We start from the raw sequence: 22,009 nt of genomic DNA, 5'->3' as shown, positions 1-22,009 counted from the left end.
GCACTAAAGGCTCAAATAAAATACACCGTTCACTTACATAGGAGGACAAAGAAATGGGACGCGCAGTAGGCATTGACTTGGGAACCACCAACTCTGTGGTTTCCGTATTGGAAGGTGGCGAGGCAACCGTTATCGCCAACTCCGAGGGAGCACGCACCACCCCTTCCGTGGTCGCATTCGCTAAGAATGGTGAAGTTCTCGTCGGACAGTCCGCCAAGAACCAGGCGGTCACCAACGTCGATCGCACCATCCGCTCCGTCAAGCGCCACATGGGCACTGACTGGACGCAGAACGTCGACGATAAGGATTACACCCCACAGGAAATCTCCGCTCGCACGCTGATGAAGCTCAAGCGTGACGCTGAGTCTTACTTGGGCGAGGACGTCACCGATGCGGTGATTACCGTTCCTGCATACTTCAACGACGCTGAGCGTCAGGCAACCAAGGAAGCTGGACAGATCGCAGGACTGAACGTGCTGCGCATCGTCAACGAGCCCACTGCGGCTGCACTGGCTTACGGCCTGGAAAAGGGCGATAAGGAGCAGACCATCCTGGTCTTCGACCTCGGTGGCGGTACCTTTGACGTCTCCCTGCTGGAGATCGGCGACGGCGTGGTAGAGGTTCGCGCTACCGCTGGTGATAACAAGCTGGGTGGCGATGACTGGGATCAGCGCATCGTCGACTGGCTGGTAGAGAAGTTCAAGAGCGCTAATGGGATCGACCTGACCAAGGACAAGATGGCTCTGCAGCGTCTGCGCGAGGCTGCTGAGAAGGCAAAGATCGAGCTGTCTTCCTCCCAGCAAGCAAGCATCAACCTGCCATATATCACGGTGGATGCAGACAAGAACCCACTGTTCTTGGACGAGACCCTGACCCGTACCGAGTTTCAGCGCATCACTGAAGATCTGCTGGAGCGCACCAAGGTTCCTTTCGAGAAGGTTCTCAAGGATGCCGAGGTAGATGTCAAGGACATCGACCACGTTGTGCTGGTGGGCGGTTCTACCCGTATGGCTGCAGTTTCCGAGATGGTCAAGGACCTGACCGGCGGCAAGGAGCCAAACAAGGGCGTTAACCCAGACGAAGTTGTTGCCGTGGGTGCCGCTCTGCAGGCCGGCGTGCTGCGTGGCGAGGTCAAAGACGTGCTGCTGCTGGACGTCACCCCTCTGTCCCTGGGCATTGAGACCAAGGGCGGCGTGATGACCAAGCTCATCGAACGCAACACCACCATCCCAACCAAGCGTTCGGAGACCTTCACCACGGCTGAGGACAACCAGCCTTCCGTGCAGATCCAGGTCTTCCAAGGTGAGCGCGAGATGGCTGCTCACAACAAGCTGCTGGGATCCTTCGAGCTGGGCGACATCGCTCCAGCCCCACGCGGAGTTCCACAGATCGAGGTCACCTTCGATATCGACGCCAACGGCATCGTCTCCGTGTCCGCCAAGGACAAGGGAACGGGCAAGGAGAACACCATCCGCATTCAGGATGGCTCCGGACTGTCTCAGGAAGAGATCGACCGCATGGTTAAGGATGCCGAGGCTCATGCAGACGAGGACAAGAAGCGCCGCGAGGAGCAAGAAGTCCGCAACTCTGCAGAGACCATGGCTTACCAGACCCGCAAGTTCGTCACCGACAACGAGGACAAGATCTCCGAGGAGCAGAAGAACAAGGTCGAGGATGCTGCCAAGGCTGTTGACGAAGCCCTGAAGGGCGATGACATCGAGGCCATTAAGGATGCAGTGGAGAAGCTCTCCGCTGAGTCTCAGGAGATCGGCAAGGCCCTCTACGAGCAGGAAGCTGCAGCAGATGCTGAAGGTGCCGCTGCAGGCGACACTGAGGGTGCGGCAAACGAGGACCCTAACGTAGTCGACGCAGAGGTTGTCGATGAGGAGGATGACAAGAAGTAATGGCTGAGACTGACTGGACTGACAATCCAGGCGACCCATCCGCCACGGATGAGGAAACCTTGGATGCGACGGAAGCCAACGACGTAAACCCGGAACCTGCCGACGTTGATGCCGTGGACCAAGAGGTTCAGGACATTCTCTCTGGAGAGGAAGGCGCTGAAGAAGACGCTTTTGCGGATGCCGTTGCTGACGAGCAGGAACTCGCTGAGGAAATGGATGAGGAAGACCGCCTGCGCAAGCAGGTGGAGGAAACCACTGATGACCTCAAGCGCGTGACCGCTGAGTACGCCAACTACCGACGCCGCGTAGAGCGCGATCGCGTGGCAGTAGCGGATAACGCCCGCGCAGATGTGGCAGACAAGCTGCTGCCTCTGATGGACGATCTTCAGTTGGCAGAATCTCACGGAGATCTGACCGGCCCGCTGAAGTCCACCTACGACAAGCTTCAGGCTGTGCTTGGTGGTCTGAAGGTCGAGGCCTTCGGCGATGAAGGTGACGAGTTCAACCCCGATCTCCACGAGGCCGTGCAGGACACGTCTTCCGGCGAGGTCAAGGTGCTGGGCACCGTCTTGCGCAAGGGCTACCGCCTGGGTGACCGGGTGCTACGCACCGCGCTGGTGATTATCACCGATCAGCAGTAAATAGCTGTTTAGATCAGGAAGGGCTCCTGCCGGCAATGTGCTGGCAGGAGCCCTTTGTTGTGTAGGAATGGAGCGCGTTTACGCCACCGGCGGGGGAGTGGGGCCGTCTGGGCCATTGTCGTCCGGATCATCAGGATCGTCCGAGGGGCTGCCAAAGCCCTTCATCCAATCCTCCGGCGCGTCAGGCCCCTCATTCATCTGCGCCATCAGATACGCCGTGGGCTTGATCTGAATTTCCGTTTGCTGCTCGCCGGGCTCCGGCATCTTGATATCGGAAATTGTCTCAATCTGACCCTCGTGCCACAGGTGCAGGCGAGGGCTGATCTTGTCCGGGGACTTGAAGTATTCGTCCGCGGACGCCGTGGCCAGCAGACCGATGGTGTGGAATAGTTCCATACCTGCGGTGACGTCACGCACCAGCATTTGGCCGGTCGAAGGCATGGTAAACAGCACGCCGGAATCCATATCGATCTGCGGGAGGAACTTCTCAATCAGCTCCTCCAAGAAGATAGGGGCGCTGCCGATATATGGCGAGGTGCCCTCAAAAGCCCATACCTTTTCCTTAGGGCCCGGCGAGATCTCGTTGACATGCAGGTCAGAATCGATGAGCTCCTGCCACAGATTCCGGTAGCCCATACGGTACAGATCCTCGACGGGGCCGCGATCCGCCATGGTCTGTTCGTTCAGCGGGAACGTGGCGTGCATGCTCACCTTGCGGTCGCGCTCCGTTGCTGCCTGCCGTGGCTGGGGCGGTGTGGGTTCTGCACCGTCGCGCGGCATGTCCAACGTGAGGCGGATCAGCGTATCGGCGCTAAACGGACGCACCGGCGCGTGGGGCTCGAAGTCTGCGGTTCCGCCAGATGCTTCGGCGATCTCCAGCGGCTGCAAAGTCACACGCATGCGACGGTAGAATTCCGCATCTTCCAGCGTCGAGGGGTCAAACACCGTCAGGTACGGGCTGGAATTGACGTTCACAGGCGTGCTGGCGCGAGCTGGAACTGGCTCAACCTCCGCCTCAGTGGGGGTTGGCTCCTCCGGAGACTCGGGGGAAGAGCTGGAAGGGGGCGGGGTTGGCGTCGAAAAAGAATCATCCGAACTTCCCTGCGGCCGTGCGCTGGAGGAATCTGAGGCGGAATCGCCAAAGAGACGTTTGAACCAGTTGTTCCTGCGGGCACTCATACCTCCACCCTAACGAACCGCAGGACAGGCATTGCCCTCACCGCCCTAAAGACATGCTGGGAAAGCCATGAGAGAGGCTGTGGGAAAAGGAGGTGGAGAATTGGGGAATTAATAAGTAGAGCGCCGCGTTAGGTTGAGTAGATCAAAAAAGTTAAGCGGGGTAGACTCAAGAATATTGAGTGAGTGCGTGTAAGGCCTTTACGGCAAACACTTGGGCAGAACAGCCACTAAACGCACGCACGCCGCAGCAAATTCTATGAAGGAGAATGAGGATGTCACAACAGGAGTGGGTAGATAAGGACTACTACCGCGACCTGGGTGTGTCCTCCAGTGCGAGCGCCGAAGAAATCAAGAAGGCGTATCGCAAGATTGCACGGGAGGATCATCCAGATAAGAAGCCAGGCGACGCAGCAGCAGAAGCACGGTTTAAGACTGCCTCGGAAGCGTATTCCGTGGTGGGAGACAAAGAACAGCGCAAGGAATACGACGAGTTTAAGCGGCTCATAGCCTCTGGCGGCTTCGGCATGAGCGGAGCCGGCACACGCAGGAGCTCCGGAATGGGCGGCATGGGCGGTTTCGGCGGCTCCGGCGCCGGATTCGGCAGCTCGTTTGGTGGTGCCGAGTACGACATGTCCGACATTTTCGGAGGCGGCGGCCTCGGCGATGTCTTCGGTGGCATGTTCGGCGGCGCAGGCGCTGGAGCGGGCGCGTCTGCAGGACGCGGCGCCACGCACAGCACCGTGCGGGATCGCGGCTCGGATGTGGAAACCGAGATCACCTTGGAGTTCCGCGAGGCCACCAAGGGCGTGACCATCCCCATCCGCCTGACCAGCCCCGCCCCGTGCGCCACCTGCCACGGCTCGGGCGCCAAGGAAGGCACCTCGCCACAAACGTGTGGGCAGTGCCACGGCAGCGGAATGGTCAGCGAGAACCGCGGATCCTTCGGATTCTCGCGCCCCTGCGAGGCCTGCGCCGGGCAAGGAACCATCATCAAGGAACCGTGCCCAGACTGCCACGGCGAAGGCCGTCAGACCCGTCCGCGCACCATCACCGTCCGCGTGCCCGCGGGCGTTGTGGACGGTCAAAAGGTGCGGCTGGCCGGGCAAGGTGCCGCTGGTCAGCGCGGAAAGCCAGCGGGCGATCTGCTGGTCACGGTGCACGTGAAGAAGGACAAGGTCTTCACTCGCAGCGGCGACGACCTCAAGTTGACCGTGCCGGTCAGTTTCTCCGAGCTGGTCCTCGGTGGAGCCGTGACGGTGCCGACGCTGGACTCCCGAGTTCGCGTGCGCATCCCGCAAGGCACCGCTGATGGCACCACCCTGCGGGTCCGGGGACGCGGCGTGAATAAGCGCAACGGCGCCAGCGGCGATTTGCTGGTGACCGTCAAGGTGGAGGTGCCCACGGACCTCGACGAAGGCGCGATGAGCGCACTGCGCAAGTACTCAGAAGAGGAAAAGCGCAGCGGCTTTGATCCGCGGGAAAACTGGGAAGGTAAGTGACAGGTGATCCATCATGAACAGCAATTCCCAGAATTCCGATAAACAAGGCGAGAATGCAGCCCGCAAAGGCACGCACGAGGTCTTCGTGATCTCCGTTGCGGCGGAGATCACGGGTATGCACGCACAAACCTTGCGCACGTATGACCGGATGGGGCTGGTCTCTCCGCAGCGCACCCAAGGCGGCGGGCGCCGTTACTCTCGTAAGGACATCGAGGACTTGCAGGAGATCCAACGGCTTTCGCACGAGGAAGGTGTCAACCTCGCGGGTATCCGCACCATAATCGAGCAGCAAAATCGCATTTCCGAGTTGGAGCACGAGGCCGCGCAGCTACGCAAGAAGCTGGCAAAGGCTCAGCAGCAGATGCGGGCGGAGAGCTCGGCGTCGGGAAGAAACCGGGGAGAAATCGTCCACGTGCCACGCTCCACGGCAGTGGTGATGTGGGAACCGCGGCGGCGCAAGCGGGATTAAGTGTCCTGCTGGCTGCGGCCTGCCTATAGCGAAACGGAGCCCGTCAGGATGCCGTAGAGCGTGTAGAGCGCGCAGGCGGTGATCAGTGCGGCGATGATCCACTCGAAAAGGTTGAAGATGCGTCCGCCCGCGCGCACGCGGGTGATCACGTAGATGATCAAGCCTGGCAGCACCAAGAGTGTGCCCAGCAGGACGAACTTCAGCTCTGCGGCGTACAGCAGCCACAGTGAGTACAGGAATGCGACCAGTCCCAGCACCAAGTGGATGGTGTTGGTGGACGAGCTGACCTTCGGGCCGGAGAGATCGAACTTTCGACCCGCGTCCGGGTGTGCGATGCCTTCTCCGCGCGTGGAGAGGAATAGCAGGTAGAGCGCCGAGAATACGTAGGGGAGCAGGTAGAGCGAGGTGGCCAGCTGCACCATCGTGGTGTAGGTGGACTCGTTGAGGTAGAACACCACGATGAACGCCTGGATCACCACGGCGGAGCACAGCTGAGAGACTACGGGGGCGCCCAAGGAATTGGTCTTGCCGATGATCTTGGGCAGCAGTCCGTCCTGAGCCATCAAGGTGATGGGCTCGGCGCAAAGCATCTGCCAGGACACGTAGGCACCCAGCACGGAGATGCACAGGCCGATGCTGATCAGTCCGGCGCCCCAATCGCCCACGGCAGCCTGAAGAACGGATCCCATGGAGTTGTCTCCCATGGCTGCGAGCTCCTCGCGGGAAACCACACCGAAGCTCAAGAAGCTGACCGCCATCAGCAGGACAAAGACCACCACAAAGCCGATGAAAGTGGCGACGGAGATGTCCTTACGGTGACGAGCGCGCTTGGAGTACGTGGAGGCCCCCTCCACGCCGATGAAGGCCCACACAGTGAACAGCATCATGCCCTTGACCTGGTCCATCAGCGTTGCGGACTGGTCTTGGTTCTCGCCGAAGGTGGCAGCATGACCCCAGAAATCTGCGGTGAATACCTCGGGGTTGAAGCCCACGAAAGCCACCAAGACCAAGAAGGCGATGATCGGCAAGATCTTGGCGACCGTGGCTACCACGTTGAGGATCGCGGCCTGGCGCACGCCGCGGGAGAGCACAGTGAAAATCACCCAGGTCAGCAGTGAGGCGGCAAAGGCCTGCACGAGCGGGCGAGAGCCGTCAAAGATGGGAAGAAAGAATCCCAACGAGCTGAAGAACAGCGTGGCATATCCCACCTGTGCGATGATCGTGCCCAGCCAGTAGCCCCAGGCGGAGGCGAAGCCAATGAAATCTCCCAGCCCAGCGCGTACATAGGCGTACACGCCGGAATCCAAGTGGGGCTTGCGGGTGGCGAGTGCTTGGAATACAAACGCGATGCACAGCATGCCCACGCCGGTGATGGCCCAGCCGATCATCGCCGCGCCGGGCGAGGCCACGGACGCAACGTTTTGGGGGAGCGCGAAGATGCCCGCGCCCACGCAGGAGCCCACGATGAGGCTCACCAAGGTGCCCATGCGCACGGTGCGAGGATCGTCGACAACCAAAGTTTCGGCGGTGCCTGGCGCGGGCTCACTGGATGCGGGAACTGCAACGCCATTAGTTGGGTTAGACCCATTATTTGAAGTCTTCACCAAAAGAACCATAGTCAATGGAATCCGATTTGTTGAATCATCGCACCACAACACGCCGTCTTGCCGACTAATCATTGCCTGCCGCTGGTCAGATCCAGCGCGGGATCCCACAAATAAGAACTGTGCGTGTCCGTATCCCCGCGCCCCAGAATGTAGAGATCCATGAGCCGCTTCCACCGGTACTCGGACCACCCCGGTGCTCCTTCTGTGCCAAAGTCCGGCGACGAAGGATCCGGGCCGTGGGCCCCAAATTCTGGACCGGTGGCCAGCTGGATCAGGTCTCCCGGAACGTGGTGGCTCTCCACGTGCGCTGGTCCTGCAGAATTCGGCTCCTCAGAGTTCAGGCGCAGATCGTCGGCAGAATGCGCCCCCACGCCAGGGCTGCCCACGAACGTTACGTCATCTGCCTCTAAACCTGGCCCGTCCTGCGTGGCAGCCGTGCCCACGACCACCGAGCCGTAGCTGTAGCCCACCACATTCAACTTCGCCTCCGGGTTTCTCTCCCGCAACCCTCGCTGAAACGCTCGTAAGTCTGGTGCAGCCTTGTGGGCCGCCGAGCTGCCGATTGCCCCCACGAGGTTCTCCGGAGCGCGATACCCGTGCCATGCCACCACTGCAATGTTTTTCCCCTCGGCGCGAGCTCGCTCTACCTCCTGTATCGCCCATTGTGAGGTATTGTGCATCGCGCCCTCGCTACTGGACCCCACGCCGGAGACAAACGTGGTGATGGATTCCGCCGCGTCCACATCGCCCACCACAAATACCGGCCCCGAGGCGGTTTCCAGCCGTGTGACCTGTGGCGAGTCAGCTGCTTCCCTAGACATCGCCGCGGTGGTTCCCGCGGGTACCGGAGGAAGCTTGCGCGTCATTGGCATGGTGTTTGTTTCCGACGCCAAGGCGCTCACCGCACCACCCGAACCGGAGTCCAGCGCGCGAACCAGTGCCACGGCGCTGGTGAGAATTCTGGTCAAAGTTTCTGCCATGGCCTGGGCACTCATACCCAGTCCCGGGATCCACGCGAGGGCGTGCGCGCTGACGTGTCCCGCAGGCGTGACCGGCATGAATACCGCACGGGCTGTGGATAGCGCCGCGCTGACGACGCCTTGTGCCAGCTGAAGTATCTGGATATATGCACCGGCCACGATGCTGACGGACTGCGCAGAGACTCCCAAGACGTCCAGTTGGTTCAGCGAGGCATCCAGCCGATGGGTGGCGGCATCGGCCGCTGGTCCTATCCACTGTTCGTTCGCTGACCACTCGGCTTGCTCTCTGGCATCCCCAGCCTGTTGGCTGAGCACCTTCCCGGAGCGGGCGACAACGTCGGCGGTATGCGCTGCATCTCTAGTTTGGGCGCCCTCGATGGAGTACACGGTGACATTCATCGGCACAGCCCCATGGCCATGGACTGAGAGGCAGACGTTTCCTGCGCCCGCACGCTGCTGACGTACCTTCCGATTTGTTCTGCCGTTGCGTTCGTCATCGTGGCATGGGCGGAACCGGCGCGTGTAAAAGCCTCGCAGGCTTGGTTGACCGCCGTCATCATCATCTCGCCCGGCAAGGTCCATCGAGGAGCTTTCCCAATTTCCTCGGCTGCCTGCCGTGCCACAGAAGCAGCCTCCTTAATCTCCCCGGCCCGCTGCTCCACTGCCGTGGGCAGCAGCCACATCTGTCCCAAGCCCGCGAGGGCACTTTCCCAAGCCATAACCCTGACCCCCCTGATGGCGAATGTTCCGCCACCAATCTCAAACACCATCTCTAATACCGATCCGGGATCAGACTAAAGACAGCCCGGGACAACTCGGCCACGCTTCCATCACGCACCTGTGGAAGAACCCAGTTATTCACAGGTAGTCGAACATCCCCTTGAAATCGGCGCTAGGCTGGTGCTCATGCGAATTGCAGTGATTCAGATGATCGCCCAGCCGGACGTTGAAACTAACCTCGCGCTGATCCGCAAATACATTGCGGCGGCTGCGGCGAACCGTGCTGACCTGGTGGTTTTCCCGGAGGCGGCGATGTTCCCCTTCGATAACGGCCGCTTGGATCAGATCGCGCAGCCTCTCGATGGGCCTTTCGCTACCGCCGTGGTGGATACCGCGCGCAAGCACAACATCACTGCTGTTGTGGGCATGTTCACCCCTGCCGATACGGTGTACCGCCATCCTTCGGGGGACATTGTCGAAGAGCTGCCGGAGGGCGCAGGCCAAGCAAACAAGATCCGCCGTGTGTACAACACGCTCTTGGTTGCGGGGCCAGACCTGGTGACCTCCTATGACAAGATCCACACCTACGATGCCTTCGGATACTCAGAATCGGACACCGTCAAGCCCGGCACTCGCCGCATCACCTGTGAAGTCGCAGGCGTGACCGTGGGTCTTGCGACCTGCTACGATATTCGCTTCCCTAACCACTTCATTGACTTGGCCAACGCGGATGCCAAGGTCATCGTGGTTCCAACCAGCTGGGCGGACGGTCCTGGCAAGCTTGATCAGTGGCGCACTCTCACCGCTGCCCGCGCGCTGGATTCCACCAGCTACCTCGTGGCCGCTAGTCAGGCGCGCCCAGGAACCCCTGATCGCTACGGCCGCGCAGATGGCCCTACCGGCATTGGTCACTCCGTAGTGATCGGCCCAGATGGAGCCAAGCTGGCGGAGACCGGCTATGCCGCGCAGGTGTTGACGGTGGATATCGATCCGAACTACGTAGACAAGGTGCGCAAGAGCTTGCCTGTTTTGGCTGGTCACCTGCGCGAGCGCCAGCTCGAGGACATCGTGGTGGCCGTGGGCGACGAGCGCTAGCTAGCTCAAGTAGTCCCAATCGGTCGGGATGCCGAGGATCTGTTCTTCTGGCACCCCGGCCTTTGTGTTTAGTTGCTCGATCGCGTGGCGCACCATTTGCTGCGATCCCACCACGATGAATTGATGATCGGGCAAGTACTTGGAGCTTTCTAGCGTGACCTCGAGTGCCGTGCCCTCCGTGAGCAGGGAATTGCGTGTGTAGTGCTGCCGTTCCTCGCGGGGAAGCCCGGTGGCCTCAGAGGGGTTGGTCCCCGCAGGCACTTCGAATTGCTGCACCACGGGAGTGAAACGCAGCCAGTCGAAGGCGCGCGCCAGCCCCAGTAGACCTTGGAGTTCGTAGAGCTGGCCCGGGTTGTGCGCGCCCCATACCAGGTGGGTGCGGCGTGGTTTCGCGCCGGGCGTGGGGGCCGTGGAATCCTTGCCAGGCACAAATCCCAGGCCATTGCCGAAAACTTGTTGCAGCACCATCGCCCGGGCAGGTGCGAGCCCGCCGTCTTCCGCGATGATGATCAGGTCCTTGTCTGCGTGCTGTTGCCAGGTGGGATCGTCATTGTGGAGCCCCAATGGCGCGCCGTGGGCATCGGTCGGTTGTGCGGAGATCACCCACTCGTCTCCGACCGACGCCAGGCTCGCCGCAGCCTCCAAGAATTCCCGAGTGCCCGCGTCCGCGCATTCAGCGTCTTTAACCACGTGTAGTTCCAGCATGCCGTCTGGGTTGCTGGGCATCGCGGAATATAGGGGGCGCCATAGCAGCGGGGTGTAGGGAGTGCGGACCAGAAGCGGCTCGCCCGCGGCGTAGGCAAGGGGAGTGCTCAAGTGCATGCGCACCACAGATACTGAGGAATTACGATGCTCGATCTCTACGATCTTGCCTCGGGCGGTGACGGGATTGATGAGGTCAGAGGGCCCCGCCGAAGCTTCCCGGTCTTCGGCTTCTGCGCACCCCTGGGCCATGATGCTGCACCCCAGATACGCCACATCCTTGAGTGCCTTCACTCCGGCTGGGCTGACTTTGTTGTCAGTATCGCCGGGGCGGACGTAACGGTCGATCGTCTCGCCGATGGCAGTGGAGAGTGGCTCGTAGTGCTCGGAGCGGAAGCCGTGGCGTCGGAAAGAATAACCCAAGGTAAACAACAACGTGGCGGCGGCGTGATTGAACTCCGCACGCGCATCCACGCCCTCTTCAAGGAAGCTGAGTAGGCGGATGAAGAAGCCGGTGTCTTGGGGAATGGTCTGCCCGAAGTGCGTGGCCTGCGCTGGGTCGGGGGAGCCTGCGCGGCGGGGCAGATCGACGGGTGACGGGGTGATCCTGCTGCTCATCAGGGCAGTCAGGGTGCCGAAAATGATCTCAGCGCGGTGGGCGCGAGCAGCATCAAAGGCGGCAGACAGAGACATAATACGTATTGTGGCACATGCTTTATTGGTTGTGTGTGATGTCTATGACCAATCTCTTGGGAGCTTCCAGGTAGGTCACTGAAAAGGCAGTTGCGGGATGGTTGAGACCGGCAAAATACTGGCCACGGGCTTCGAAAGCGCCTGCGTAATAGACCTGATTGATGCCCGCTGCTCGGCGCATGGTGGAATCCTGCACGCCCGTAGGTAGATCTTGCGGACCTGTGTCTGAAAGGTTGTAGGTGACCCCTTCCACATTGACCTCCAGGTAGGACTGGCCGTCCACGTTGACGCGATGGCCGGAGGCTTGTTGGAGGGGCTGGCCAACGTAGCGTACGAGCCAGCCGGGCTTGCCTGTGCCCTCGAGGTCAAAGACGAGGCGATCGAAGCCAGAATGTTCGGCCACACGAATGTTGGTGACTGTCAGTGATGCCGGGTCGTCGGGGGAGGACACCGGCATGCTGCGGGCGGTGGCGAGTTTCGGGGTGCCTAGTGGTGATTCTGATTCTGGGGCCTCTGAGGTTGGGGATGCCGAGGTGGTGTCGCTGGTCGGAGTGTTCGTTGCGGTGCTGGTGGCGGTCTCGGTCGCTGTCGAGGTGGCTACGGAAGTCTCAGTGCTGGTGGGGACAGTCTCTGAGCTGCCACATGCGGTCACGGTGAGCAGCGCGACGGCGGGGATTGCTAGGGAAAGTGTGCGGTAGAGACGACGAGACAACATGTATTCCACGGTACGCGACCACCTTTCCGCAGATGTGACCTAGATCATAGTAAATACTTAAGTTGAGCGGAATAGACTCAACAATATTGTGGTTGAGTGAGATGTACTCAAGTATTGTTTGGGTAGACACAATCAAGACCGAACAACACCACAAAACTCACGAGCTGTCAGGAGGGAGAACACACCATGAACAGCTTCACTCCAACCACTAATACGCAGGCTGCCCTTCAGGCCGCACTGCAAGATGCTTCCGCCAAGGGCAACCCGGACATCCGGCCAGCACACCTGCTGGTAGCCCTGCTGGAGCAAGAGGATTCTATTTCTCAGCCTGTCTTGGAAGCCGCCGGGGTTAACGTCCCGCAGCTGCTGAGCAAGGCGCGAGATCTTACTGCTAGTTACCCACAAGCCACCGGTTCGGATATGGCCAACCCGCAGTTCAACCGGGATGTGCTCAACGCGCTGACCGCGAGCCAGGAGCTGGCCAGCGAGCTCGGCGATACGTACGTGTCCACCGAGGTTCTGCTCGCGGGCATTGCCAAGGGCGATTCTGATGCCGCCAAGCTGATGCACCAGGCCGGTGCAACGTATGAGGCCGTGCGCGGAGCTTTCGAGTCCGTACGTGGTAATCGCAAGGTCACCACGGAAGAGCCCGAGGGCCAGTTCCAGGCTCTCGAGAAGTACTCGCAGGATCTAACCGCCCGTGCACGTGAGGGAAAGATTGATCCGGTCATCGGCCGTGATCAGGAAATCCGTCGCGTGGTGCAGGTACTGTCCCGCCGTACCAAGAACAACCCAGTTCTTATCGGCGAGCCTGGCGTCGGAAAGACGGCCATCGTGGAGGGGCTTGCCCGCCGCATCGTGGCTGGCGACGTGCCTGAGTCCTTGCGTGGCAAGAAGCTCATTTCTCTGGATTTGGGTTCCATGCTGGCCGGCGCGAAGTATCGAGGCGAGTTTGAGGAGCGCCTCAAGGCTGTCCTCGACGAGATCAAGGAGGCCGAAGGGCAGGTCATCACCTTCATCGATGAGCTGCATACCATTGTGGGCGCAGGCGCCGGTGGCGATTCTGCCATGGACGCAGGCAACATGATCAAGCCGCTGCTGGCCCGAGGTGAGCTGCGCTTGGTCGGTGCCACCACCTTGGACGAGTACCGCAAGTACATCGAAAAGGATGCCGCACTGGAGCGTCGCTTCCAGCAGGTCTACGTGGGCGAGCCAACCGTGGAGGACACGGTGGGCATCCTGCGCGGACTCAAGGAGCGCTACGAGGTGCACCACGGCGTCCGCATTCAGGACTCCGCGCTGGTCGCCGCCTCCACCTTGTCGGATCGCTACATCACCAGCCGCTTCCTGCCGGATAAGGCCATCGACCTCGTCGACGAGGCCGCCTCCCGACTGCGCATGGAGATCGACTCTCGCCCAGAGGAGATCGACAGCGTGGAGCGCATCGTGCGCCGCATGGAGATCGAAGAGATGGCACTGTCCCAAGAGCAGGACGCTGCCTCGAAGGATCGCCTGGTGCGCTTGCGCTCCGAGTTGGCCGATGAGAAGGAGAAGCTCTCCGCGCTCACCGCCCGCTGGGAAAACGAAAAGGGCAGCATCGATAGCCTCCGCGCGTACAAGGAGGAGTTGGATGAACTGCGCCGCGAGTCGGAAATCGCGGAGCGGGAAGGCAACTTCGCCAAGGTTGCAGAACTGCGTTACGGACGGATTCCTGACGTCGAAAAGAAACTCGGCGAAGCCGAAGAAGCCGTGGCCAAGAATCAGGGCGAGATGATGCTGACCGAGGAGGTCACGCCAGACACCATCGCTGATGTGGTCAGCGCGTGGACCGGCGTTCCTGCAGGCAAAATGCTGCAGGGCGAGACCGAGAAGCTGCTCAACATGGAACTGGTGCTGTCCGGCCGCGTGGTGGGACAGTCCAAGCCGATCACGGCTGTATCGGATGCGGTTCGCCGTGCTCGCGCAGGTGTGGCAGATCCGAACCGGCCTACTGGCTCGTTCCTGTTCCTCGGCCCCACGGGCGTGGGCAAGACCGAGCTGGCCAAGGCGTTGGCAGACTTCCTGTTCGACGATGAAACCGCCATGGTGCGCATCGATATGTCCGAGTATGGCGAGAAGCACTCCGTTGCTCGCCTGGTGGGAGCACCTCCGGGATACGTTGGTTACGACGCTGGCGGTCAGTTGACCGAGGCTGTGCGTCGTCGTCCGTACACCGTCGTGCTGTTCGACGAGGTGGAAAAGGCCCACCCAGATGTGTTCGACGTGCTGCTGCAGGTTCTCGACGAAGGTCGCCTGACCGACGGCCAGGGACGAACCGTGGACTTCCGCAACACCATCCTGATCCTCACGTCCAACTTGGGCGCAGGTGGAACCGATGAGCAGGTCATGAACGCAGTGAAGGCCGCGTTCAAGCCGGAGTTCATCAACCGTCTGGATGACGTGCTCATCTTCGAGCCGTTGTCTGAGGAGCAGCTGGAGGACATCGTCAGCATCCAGGTGCGCGGCTTGGCCGAACGCTTGGCTGCCCGCCGCTTGGAGCTGGAGGTTTCCGAGGAGGCCAAGAAGTGGCTCGCCGAGCACGGCTACGATCCTGCCTACGGTGCTCGTCCGCTGCGCCGGCTGATCCAAAAGGCCATCGGCGACAAGCTGGCCAAGCTGTTGCTCGCAGGAGAGATCCGCGATGGCGACAAGGTGCGGGTGGATTACACACCAGGCACCGGCGAGGCAGAGGGCGATGCGTCCCTCGACGAGCTGGACATCTACTCCCTCGGTGGTTCCGAGGAAGAGTAGCTAGTGAAGTTGGCGGAAGGTCACGTTAATCCGACCCTCCGTCAGCCCGCATCCCGCGGGCAGCGTGTTGTCACGCACCGCGGGAACTCCGTGGAATGCGAGGCGCTTAGGCCCTCCGAAGACGATGATGTCCCCAGAGAGAAGTGCCACGTCATTCCACGGCTTATTTTTGTTGTCCACCCCGCCAATCCGGAAGGTTGCTTCGTCGCCGATGGAGATGGACACGATCGGCGCGGGGGAATCTTCGTTGGCGTCCTGGTGCATGCCCATGCTCGCGCCGGGCGGGTAATAGTTGATCAGCGCCATATCCGGCCGATATGTTTCCACCCACGGGGTCAGGGCTGGATCCAATGCGGCGGCATCGCGGAGCGCGCGTACGGCCATGTTCTTCAAGTGCGGCGGCAGCGGTGGCACCGGGTGGCCGTCCACGGAATCCACGTAGCGGTATGGGTTCGTCTGCCAAAACCTGCCCAGGTGCAGCATGTGAACAGACATTTGCCCGGAGCGCAGCTGTGGCTTACGCATCGCCAGTGGGGTCCCAGCTACCTGCCTGGCAGTCTCCCGAAACTCGTCCACGACAGCCCGTTGTTGTTCCACAGCTAGCCAGTTCGGCAAGTGGACCACGCCCTCGGCGACCTGCGAGTCATCCCGCGGCAGCTCAGCAAACAGCATGGTGCACGTCCGCATATTTCGCGCCGGTGACCGCAGCGAGATCGCTCGGCGCAATGATGATCTGCGTGCCGATTTCCCCAGCGGACACATAGATTTCCGGCAATTCCATTGCGGAAGAATCGATAACGGTGGGCAACGCCCGCTTCATTCCCACCGGCGAGCATCCGCCGCGCACATATCCCGTCAGCTGCTTGAGCTCCTTCCAATCGAACATCTTCACATTCTTCACAGCAAAGTGTGCAGCCACTTTCTTGAGATCCAGCTGTTGATCCGCCCCGATTACCGCCACGAAGTGCTGTTTCTCCGAGCTCTCCACCACCAACGTCTTGAAGATAACCTCCGGTGCCACTCCCAACGATTCCGCGACGTGCAGCGCATCGATCCCGCCGCCGGTCTCGTAGCGAGACATCGAGTATGACACTGTGGCGCGGTCTAGCTGCCGCATGGCGTTAGTTTTGTGGATCTTCCTGGCCACGAGTACACCGTCCTTGAGAGCATGCGCCGTTCTTTTTTCCGACGCCATGCCCGAGTCTAACCCCCACCGGTCGCGAAGCATTCGAGCTCCGTGCACCCCCGCTCACAGGAACCCTTCGCGGCCGGAGAAAAGCCCGTACCAGCGGTTTCTTTTATTTTCGCGAGGGCAGATATATGTACAGCTAAACACATATTTTTATCGCCAGGAGGTTGGCGTCGAAAAAGAAGAAAACAACACCGCTGCAGACAGTACGGTGGTGCTACCACTTTGGTGTGCAAAAGCACCTTCCCTTACCCCGCAGGAGGTACCCCATGACTGTCTATTCAGATCCCGGAACGCAAGGCTCCATCGTGTCCTTCAAGGACCGCTATGAAAACTTCATAGGCGGTCAATGGGTGTCGCCGGAGGATGGCGAGTACTTGGACAATGTCTCTCCAGTCAGCGGAAAGAAGTTCTGCGAGGTGCCGCGTTCCAAGCAGGTAGACGTGGACAAGGCCATCGAGGCCGCGCACAAGGCAAAGGATGCATGGGGCAAGACCTCCGTGCAGGATCGCTCCAACGCGCTGCTGAAGATCGCGGATCGGCTGGAAGAAAACCTCGAGGCGCTCGCGGTGGCGGAGACGTGGGATAACGGCAAGGCCGTGCGCGAGACGCTCGCTGCCGACCTGCCGTTGGCCGTGGATCACTTCCGCTACTACGCGGGTGCACTGCGCGCGCAGGAGGATCGCACCTCGCAGATCAGCGAAGATCTGATCGCGTACCACTTCAACGAGCCGCTGGGCGTGGTGGGGCAGATCATCCCGTGGAACTTCCCGATCCTCATGGCCGCATGGAAGCTGGCACCGGCGCTAGCGGCCGGTAACGCCGTGGTGCTCAAGCCCGCAGAGCAAACTCCCGCTTCCATCCTCATGGTCGCCGAGCTCATCGAAGACGTACTCCCCGCTGGCGTGCTCAACATCGTCAACGGCTTAGGCGAAGAAGCCGGAGTGGCTCTGACCAGCTCTGATCGCATCGATAAGATCGCTTTCACCGGTTCCACCGAGGTGGGCAAGACCATCAACAAGGCCGTGGCGGACAAGCTCATCCCCGTGACCCTGGAGCTGGGCGGCAAGTCTCCATCCGTGTTCTTCAGCGATGTGATGGATAAGGATGACTCTTTCCGCGAAAAGTGTGTGGAGGGCCTGGCCATGTTCGCGCTGAACCAGGGCGAGGTGTGCACGTGCCCGTCCCGCGCGCTGGTGCAAGAAGACATCGCCGACGAGTTCCTGGCGCTGGCCGTGGAGCGCGTCAAGAACATCACCATCGGCAACCCGCTGGATACCGACACCCAGATGGGCGCCCAGGCGAGCCAAGATCAGATGGACAAGATCACCGGCTACCTGCAATCCGGCCCCGAAGAGGGCGCCGAGGTGCTGCTGGGTGGAGATGTCAACACCATCACCGGCCGCGAGGACGGCTTCTACGTCAAGCCCACCATCCTCAAGGGCAACAATGACATGCGCTGCTTCCAGGAGGAGATCTTCGGCCCAGTGCTGGCAGTGACCACCTTCAAGGACTTCGACGATGCCATCCGCATTGCCAATGACACCGAGTACGGCCTCGGCGCCGGAGTATGGTCCCGCAACGGCACCACCGCGTACAAGGCCGGGCGCGCTATCCAGTCCGGTCGCGTGTGGGTGAACAATTACCACTCCTACCCGGCTCACGCGGCCTTCGGAGGTTACAAGAAGTCCGGTCTGGGTCGCGAGACTCACCTGATGATGCTGGATCACTACCAGCAGACCAAGAACCTGCTGTGGTCCTACGACGAGAACCCCACCGGCCTGTTCTAGCTACCGGATCGTTTGCCCCCGCACCGGTAAGTTAGGACGATGCTGCATGCGGGGAATACACTCACCTCATGATCTCGCGCGCATCTAGCGCGAGTTGGTTGCAGATTTCAGCGCCACCCACCTCACACGTACAGAGGTCGGTGGCGCTGAAATCGTGAGTATTGAGGAGACCTCGAGTGGAGTATTCCGTATTTGATCTGCTGGTAGACGTGGGCATGATCTCCGTGTTGTTGATCGTGGGCACGTTCATGCGACGCCACTTCGGTTGGTTCCGCAGACTCCTCATCCCTGCACCCATCACCGCCGGCCTCCTCGGCCTTCTGCTCGGCCCCGAAGTCTTGGGCATCATGCCCTTCTCCGATGCGCTGGGCGATTACTCCACGCTGCTGATCGCGGTGGTTTTCGCATCCATGCCGTACTCGATGAGCTTTGATTCGCGCGACATCTCCAAGGCCAAGAACATGTGGTCTTATTCCGCGTCCATGTTCTTGGGCCAGTGGGGTCTGTTTGTCCTACTTGGTGTGTTTGTGTTCACGCCGGTGTTTGGCACCGAGGATTGGTTCGGCATGATGTTGCCGGTCGGCTTCGTAGGTGGTTTCGGTACTGCCGCCGCGGTAGGCGGAGCGTTGGATTCGATTGGTATTTCCGACGCCGCTTCTCTCGGATTTACTTCTGCCACCGTGGGAACGCTGGCGGCGATCGTCGGCGGAATCATCTACGCTAACTGGGGCATCAAGACTGGTCGCACCACGACCCTGCCGAGGAAGCTGCCGTGGGAGCTGCGTTCCGGAGAGATCACGAAGAAGGCCAACCAGCCGTCTATCGGCCATGCGACCACGAACCCTTCCTCCATTGAGCCACTGGCTCTGCACGCGGGATTCATTGCGGTGACTGTGACCATCGCGTACTTCATCAAGCAGGCGATCCAGCATCAGTTTGAGACTGTCTCCATCCCGCTGTTCGCGATGGCATTCGTGGTGGGTATCGGCGGCAAGATCTTCCTGAAGCTGATTCGCCGCCCGGAGTACTTGGATCCCACCACCGTGAAGTCCATGTCCGGTGCGTCCACGGACTTCCTGATTGCTTTCGGCGTGGCCTCCATCGTGCCTGCTGCAGTGGCCAGCTACGCGGTGCCACTGGCCGTGATGTTCGTGGTGGGAATCATCTACTGCACCCTGTACTTCTTTGTGGCTTCCCCTGTGTTCTTTGGCGAGAAGTGGCTGGAGCGCGGCATCTTCGGATGGGGATGGGCAACGGCAGCAGTGGCCACGGGTATTGCTTTGCTGAAGATCGTGGATCCGAAGCTGGAATCCGGAGCGCTGGACGAATACGGCATCGCTTACGTGGGCTACGCGCCGATTGAGATTGCGGTGAATATCTTCGCGCCGATTGCTGTGATCGCTGGATTCACGATGGGATTCGGCGCGATCACCACTGTGGCGGCGATCGTGATTTTCGCTGTGCCATTTGTGCTGGGTTGGTTGCCAAAAAAGGCCAGCAGCGCGCAAAGCCAGCGATCCCTTTAAACTGGTGAATTATGAGTGAAACCACTTCTCACCAAGAAAGCCCATTCGTTACCGGCGAAGAGATGTTTTCCAGCTTCACCGCAGGTCAACGAATGACCGTCTTGGACTCGCACTGGGCCAAGACCGAGAATTCAGCGTGGGAAGCCTACGTGGGGCAGCACATCCCGGGGGCGATGTTCTGCAACCCACTAACCCACCTGGCGGACATTCCTTCGCGCAAGCTGGGACGCAACCCACTGCCCAACGTGGAAGACCTGCAGCGCAGCTTCCGCGACTGGGGAATCTTCGGCGACAAGCCCGTTTATATCTACGATGCCGGCCCCAACATCTTCGCCGCTCGCGCTTGGTGGGTCTTCCGTTGGGCCGGGCTGCAGAATGTCCACATCCTCAACGGTGGCACCCCGGCCTGGGAGTCCGCTGGTGGAGATGTTGCCGGTGGCATCGGAGCTCTCCGCGGGCGCGGAACCGCAGAAGTGAAGCCGGGGGGAATGCCGGAACTGCTGATCGATGACGTCGAAAATTGGATGCATGACCACCTCCTCATCGACGCGCGAGAGGAAAGCCGCCACCAGGGCGTGCGGGAACCATTTGATCACCAGGCCGGACACATTCCCGGCTCGATCAATATCCCCGTCACGCGCCTGCAGGATTCCCGTGGCCGTGTTCTCTCACCGGAGGAACTGCGACACATCCTGCAGATCCACGGCGTGACCGAGGGGACCAACGTGGCGGTATACTCCGGATCCGGTTTGCACTCGTCTTTGTTCGTTGCGGCGATGGAACATGCGGGCCTGTACGGGGCGAAGAACTTCATCGGCGGATGGTCGCAATGGGCGGCGGACTCTTCGAGGGCCATCGAGCGCGGTTAGGATCATCCTCATGATGAGGCGTGTATTCGCAGGGTTGGCCGTGGTGGGGCTGTTGTTGCTGGCCACCAACAACACGGCACCTGTTGCTGCGCAGCTGGTGCGGCCCACATTGGCGGCCTTTTTTGTGATCATGCTGTTTATACAGACGTGGCCGCTAGCAATGACGGTACGCGGGCATTTCGGGAAATCACGCCACCCAGTCAACAAGATGTACTCGTATTTCTCCGCGTTGGGCATCGCCGGCACCTTGGGCGTGGCTCTAGTGGTGTTTTTGAACGACTCGGACGGTTCGCTGGACTTGGTGCTGATCCTGTCTGGTCCCATGATGTTCTTGGGCATCGTGGCCTCTGCCGTGCTGGCCTTCTTCGCCACTCCGTGGCGCGATTGGACGTACAGCGAGGGAACGTCCAATTCGGACGGCAAAAAGCGCGCTAGAGACCGTGCTTCCGGTTAATCAGCCCGTGTAGCGCTTCGCTGGGCAGCACGCGGGCTAGAGGAAACACCAGCTGTGCTTTGGAACCTGCAACGTAGAGGGGGCGGGGGCGTTCATCGGTGATGGCCTTGAGGATTTCCTCGGCCACACGCTCTGCGGAGATGCCGGTGGCTTCGTTGCGGTCGAGCTTGCTGAGCATGGTCTGGAATTCGTCGCCGTAAGGGCCTTGGGGATCCACGTACTTGCTGCGGCGAGCTGACAATCCCGTGTTGATAGATCCGGGCTCCATCACGGACATGTCGATGCCAAAGGGGCGGAGTTCGCGTCGGGAAGAAAACGCGAATCCCTTGATCGCGGCCTTGGATGCCACGTAGCTGGAACGGAACGCCAGCGGGAAACTGCCGAGCATGGAGCCGACCATCACGATCCGCCCGCGACCTGCAGCGCGCATGGTGGGCAGCAAACGCTGGGTGAGTTCGATGTGGCCGATGACGTTGATCTGGAATAGACGCTCTAGGGCTTCGCGTGGCAGCTCTTCGAGGGGGCCGGACTGGCTTTCGCCTGCGTTGTTGACCAGCACGGACGGGGTGCCGCGCTGCAACACTTCTTCGGCAAAAGTGGTGATGCTCGCGGGCTCTTCGAGATCCAATGCCAGGTACTCCACGCCGGGAATAGGATCCACCACGTTGGCGGGGTTGCGGGTGGTGCCGATGACGTGGAAGTTCCCGCTCTTGAGTTGTGCAAGAGCGGCGGCAGTGGCAGCGCCAATGCCGGAGGAGGCGCCGGTCACCACGGCCACGCCCTCGGTGGGGACGGGAAGTGCTGGGCTCGCGAAGGGGAGGGATAGTTTTGCCATAGGCACTATTGTGGCGCACGGCGGAGTGAAGGGGGGTCAGACCGCGAATTATATGGCGAGGAACCCATGCAGGTTAGTATGTAGACGAACAACTCAATACGCCGTTATCAGCTGCAGTGGGAGAGGCCGAGCTACGCGCCGGCCGCCGACGGAGCAAACCCTCCCCAGGACACTCTCAGGCACCCGAACCGCCGCAGCGAGGCACCTCTGGAAAGAACTCTGCGCCCTCGTCTGCGCGGTAGTCGCCGAAGGAGAAAGGCAGCGTGGTCATGCTGAAGCTCTCAGGCTCTCAAGACAGAGTGGGGAGGACAAACGCCCGTGCAACCACCATGCGCTCTTTCTGAATTTTCGG

At 60.7% G+C, this 22,009-nt stretch carries 19 protein-coding genes and 1 riboswitch; of the genes, 10 read left to right on the top strand and 9 right to left on the bottom strand.

The window, feature by feature from the left end; translation table 11 throughout:
- The first annotated feature begins 53 nt into the window (after positions 1-53).
- Positions 54-1,904, top strand: coding sequence for a molecular chaperone DnaK (gene dnaK / locus CS919_RS04025; protein WP_099298202.1), 1,851 nt, complete (start codon positions 54-56; stop codon positions 1,902-1,904).
- The gene (gene grpE / locus CS919_RS04020; protein ID WP_099298201.1) at positions 1,904-2,545 is read left to right on the top strand and encodes a nucleotide exchange factor GrpE; all 642 of its coding nucleotides are present in this window, start codon (positions 1,904-1,906) and stop codon (positions 2,543-2,545) included. Before dnaK ends, grpE begins: the two co-directional genes overlap by 1 nt.
- 78 nt (positions 2,546-2,623) lie before the next feature.
- Here the strand turns inward: grpE and CS919_RS04015 are convergent, their stop codons facing one another.
- Positions 2,624-3,724 (bottom strand): hypothetical protein, encoded by a 1,101-nt coding sequence (locus tag CS919_RS04015; protein ID WP_099298200.1) that lies wholly within the window; start codon positions 3,722-3,724, stop codon positions 2,624-2,626.
- A 272-nt stretch (positions 3,725-3,996) separates the two neighbouring features.
- Between CS919_RS04015 and dnaJ the strand changes: the two genes are divergently transcribed.
- Positions 3,997-5,223 carry a molecular chaperone DnaJ gene (dnaJ, locus tag CS919_RS04010; protein ID WP_099298199.1) on the top strand — a complete coding sequence of 409 codons (1,227 nt, stop codon included), beginning with the start codon at positions 3,997-3,999 and terminating at the stop codon, positions 5,221-5,223.
- A gap of 13 nt (positions 5,224-5,236) precedes the next feature.
- Complete coding sequence (locus CS919_RS04005) at positions 5,237-5,692, top strand: heat shock protein transcriptional repressor HspR (protein ID WP_099298198.1); 456 nt, start codon at positions 5,237-5,239, stop codon at positions 5,690-5,692.
- A gap of 23 nt (positions 5,693-5,715) precedes the next feature.
- Here CS919_RS04005 and CS919_RS04000 read toward each other — a convergent pair whose 3' ends face one another.
- From CS919_RS04000 to CS919_RS10705, 3 genes are read right to left on the bottom strand one after another with little or no spacing between them, the layout of a single operon-like run.
- Positions 5,716-7,308 (bottom strand): amino acid permease, encoded by a 1,593-nt coding sequence (locus CS919_RS04000; RefSeq protein WP_099298197.1) that lies wholly within the window; start codon positions 7,306-7,308, stop codon positions 5,716-5,718.
- Between the two features lie 59 nt (positions 7,309-7,367).
- Positions 7,368-8,678: an alpha/beta hydrolase gene (locus CS919_RS03995; protein ID WP_159460952.1), complete on the bottom strand. Its 1,311-nt coding sequence runs from the start codon at positions 8,676-8,678 to the stop codon at positions 7,368-7,370.
- The gene (locus CS919_RS10705; protein ID WP_159460951.1) at positions 8,675-8,998 is read right to left on the bottom strand and encodes a hypothetical protein; all 324 of its coding nucleotides are present in this window, start codon (positions 8,996-8,998) and stop codon (positions 8,675-8,677) included. The genes CS919_RS03995 and CS919_RS10705 overlap by 4 nt, the downstream gene beginning before the upstream one ends.
- A gap of 187 nt (positions 8,999-9,185) precedes the next feature.
- Here CS919_RS10705 and CS919_RS03990 point away from each other — a divergent pair, with 187 nt between their 5' ends.
- Positions 9,186-10,094, top strand: a complete 909-nt coding sequence (locus tag CS919_RS03990; protein WP_099298296.1) for a carbon-nitrogen hydrolase family protein — start codon at positions 9,186-9,188, stop codon at positions 10,092-10,094.
- On the opposite strand, the gene CS919_RS03985 is transcribed toward CS919_RS03990, so the two are convergent.
- Together CS919_RS03985 and CS919_RS03980 are read right to left on the bottom strand one after the other, a co-directional pair.
- Positions 10,095-11,489 carry a ferredoxin reductase domain-containing protein gene (locus CS919_RS03985; protein WP_099298195.1) on the bottom strand — a complete coding sequence of 465 codons (1,395 nt, stop codon included), beginning with the start codon at positions 11,487-11,489 and terminating at the stop codon, positions 10,095-10,097. It lies immediately after the preceding gene.
- A gap of 22 nt (positions 11,490-11,511) precedes the next feature.
- Positions 11,512-12,204 (bottom strand): AMIN-like domain-containing (lipo)protein, encoded by a 693-nt coding sequence (locus CS919_RS03980; RefSeq protein WP_143341748.1) that lies wholly within the window; start codon positions 12,202-12,204, stop codon positions 11,512-11,514.
- A 186-nt stretch (positions 12,205-12,390) separates the two neighbouring features.
- Between CS919_RS03980 and clpB the strand changes: the two genes are divergently transcribed.
- On the top strand, positions 12,391-14,994 hold the full coding sequence (gene clpB, locus CS919_RS03975) for an ATP-dependent chaperone ClpB (protein WP_234990797.1): 2,604 nt from the start codon (positions 12,391-12,393) through the stop codon (positions 14,992-14,994).
- Here the strand turns inward: clpB and CS919_RS03970 are convergent, their stop codons facing one another.
- Positions 14,995-15,666, bottom strand: coding sequence for an alpha-ketoglutarate-dependent dioxygenase AlkB family protein (locus tag CS919_RS03970; protein ID WP_099298193.1), 672 nt, complete (start codon positions 15,664-15,666; stop codon positions 14,995-14,997). It lies immediately after the preceding gene.
- The gene (gene ybaK, locus CS919_RS03965; RefSeq protein ID WP_200818336.1) at positions 15,653-16,141 is read right to left on the bottom strand and encodes a Cys-tRNA(Pro) deacylase; all 489 of its coding nucleotides are present in this window, start codon (positions 16,139-16,141) and stop codon (positions 15,653-15,655) included. The genes CS919_RS03970 and ybaK overlap by 14 nt, the downstream gene beginning before the upstream one ends.
- A gap of 311 nt (positions 16,142-16,452) precedes the next feature.
- Between ybaK and exaC the strand changes: the two genes are divergently transcribed.
- From exaC to CS919_RS03945, 4 genes are all read left to right on the top strand, one after another.
- Complete coding sequence (exaC, locus tag CS919_RS03960) at positions 16,453-17,973, top strand: acetaldehyde dehydrogenase ExaC (protein WP_099298192.1); 1,521 nt, start codon at positions 16,453-16,455, stop codon at positions 17,971-17,973.
- A 215-nt stretch (positions 17,974-18,188) separates the two neighbouring features.
- The gene (locus CS919_RS03955) at positions 18,189-19,499 is read left to right on the top strand and encodes a sodium/glutamate symporter (protein ID WP_228073476.1); all 1,311 of its coding nucleotides are present in this window, start codon (positions 18,189-18,191) and stop codon (positions 19,497-19,499) included.
- 11 nt (positions 19,500-19,510) lie between these two features.
- The gene (locus CS919_RS03950) at positions 19,511-20,368 is read left to right on the top strand and encodes a sulfurtransferase (RefSeq protein WP_099298190.1); all 858 of its coding nucleotides are present in this window, start codon (positions 19,511-19,513) and stop codon (positions 20,366-20,368) included.
- Between the two features lie 10 nt (positions 20,369-20,378).
- The gene (locus CS919_RS03945) at positions 20,379-20,822 is read left to right on the top strand and encodes a hypothetical protein (protein WP_099298189.1); all 444 of its coding nucleotides are present in this window, start codon (positions 20,379-20,381) and stop codon (positions 20,820-20,822) included.
- Here the strand turns inward: CS919_RS03945 and CS919_RS03940 are convergent.
- Complete coding sequence (locus CS919_RS03940) at positions 20,800-21,657, bottom strand: SDR family oxidoreductase (RefSeq protein ID WP_099298188.1); 858 nt, start codon at positions 21,655-21,657, stop codon at positions 20,800-20,802. The two genes, CS919_RS03945 and CS919_RS03940, sit on opposite strands and share 23 nt — an antisense overlap.
- Positions 21,658-21,764: 107 nt before the next feature.
- Positions 21,765-21,858: riboswitch (glycine riboswitch) on the top strand.
- Positions 21,859-22,009: the final 151 nt, after the last annotated feature.

It is taken from the genome of Corynebacterium dentalis (assembly GCF_900232865.1).
Lineage (GTDB): Bacteria > Actinomycetota > Actinomycetes > Mycobacteriales > Mycobacteriaceae > Corynebacterium > Corynebacterium dentalis.
Note: the sequence above shows the minus strand (reverse complement) of the source record. Positions and strands in the feature narration are given on the sequence as shown.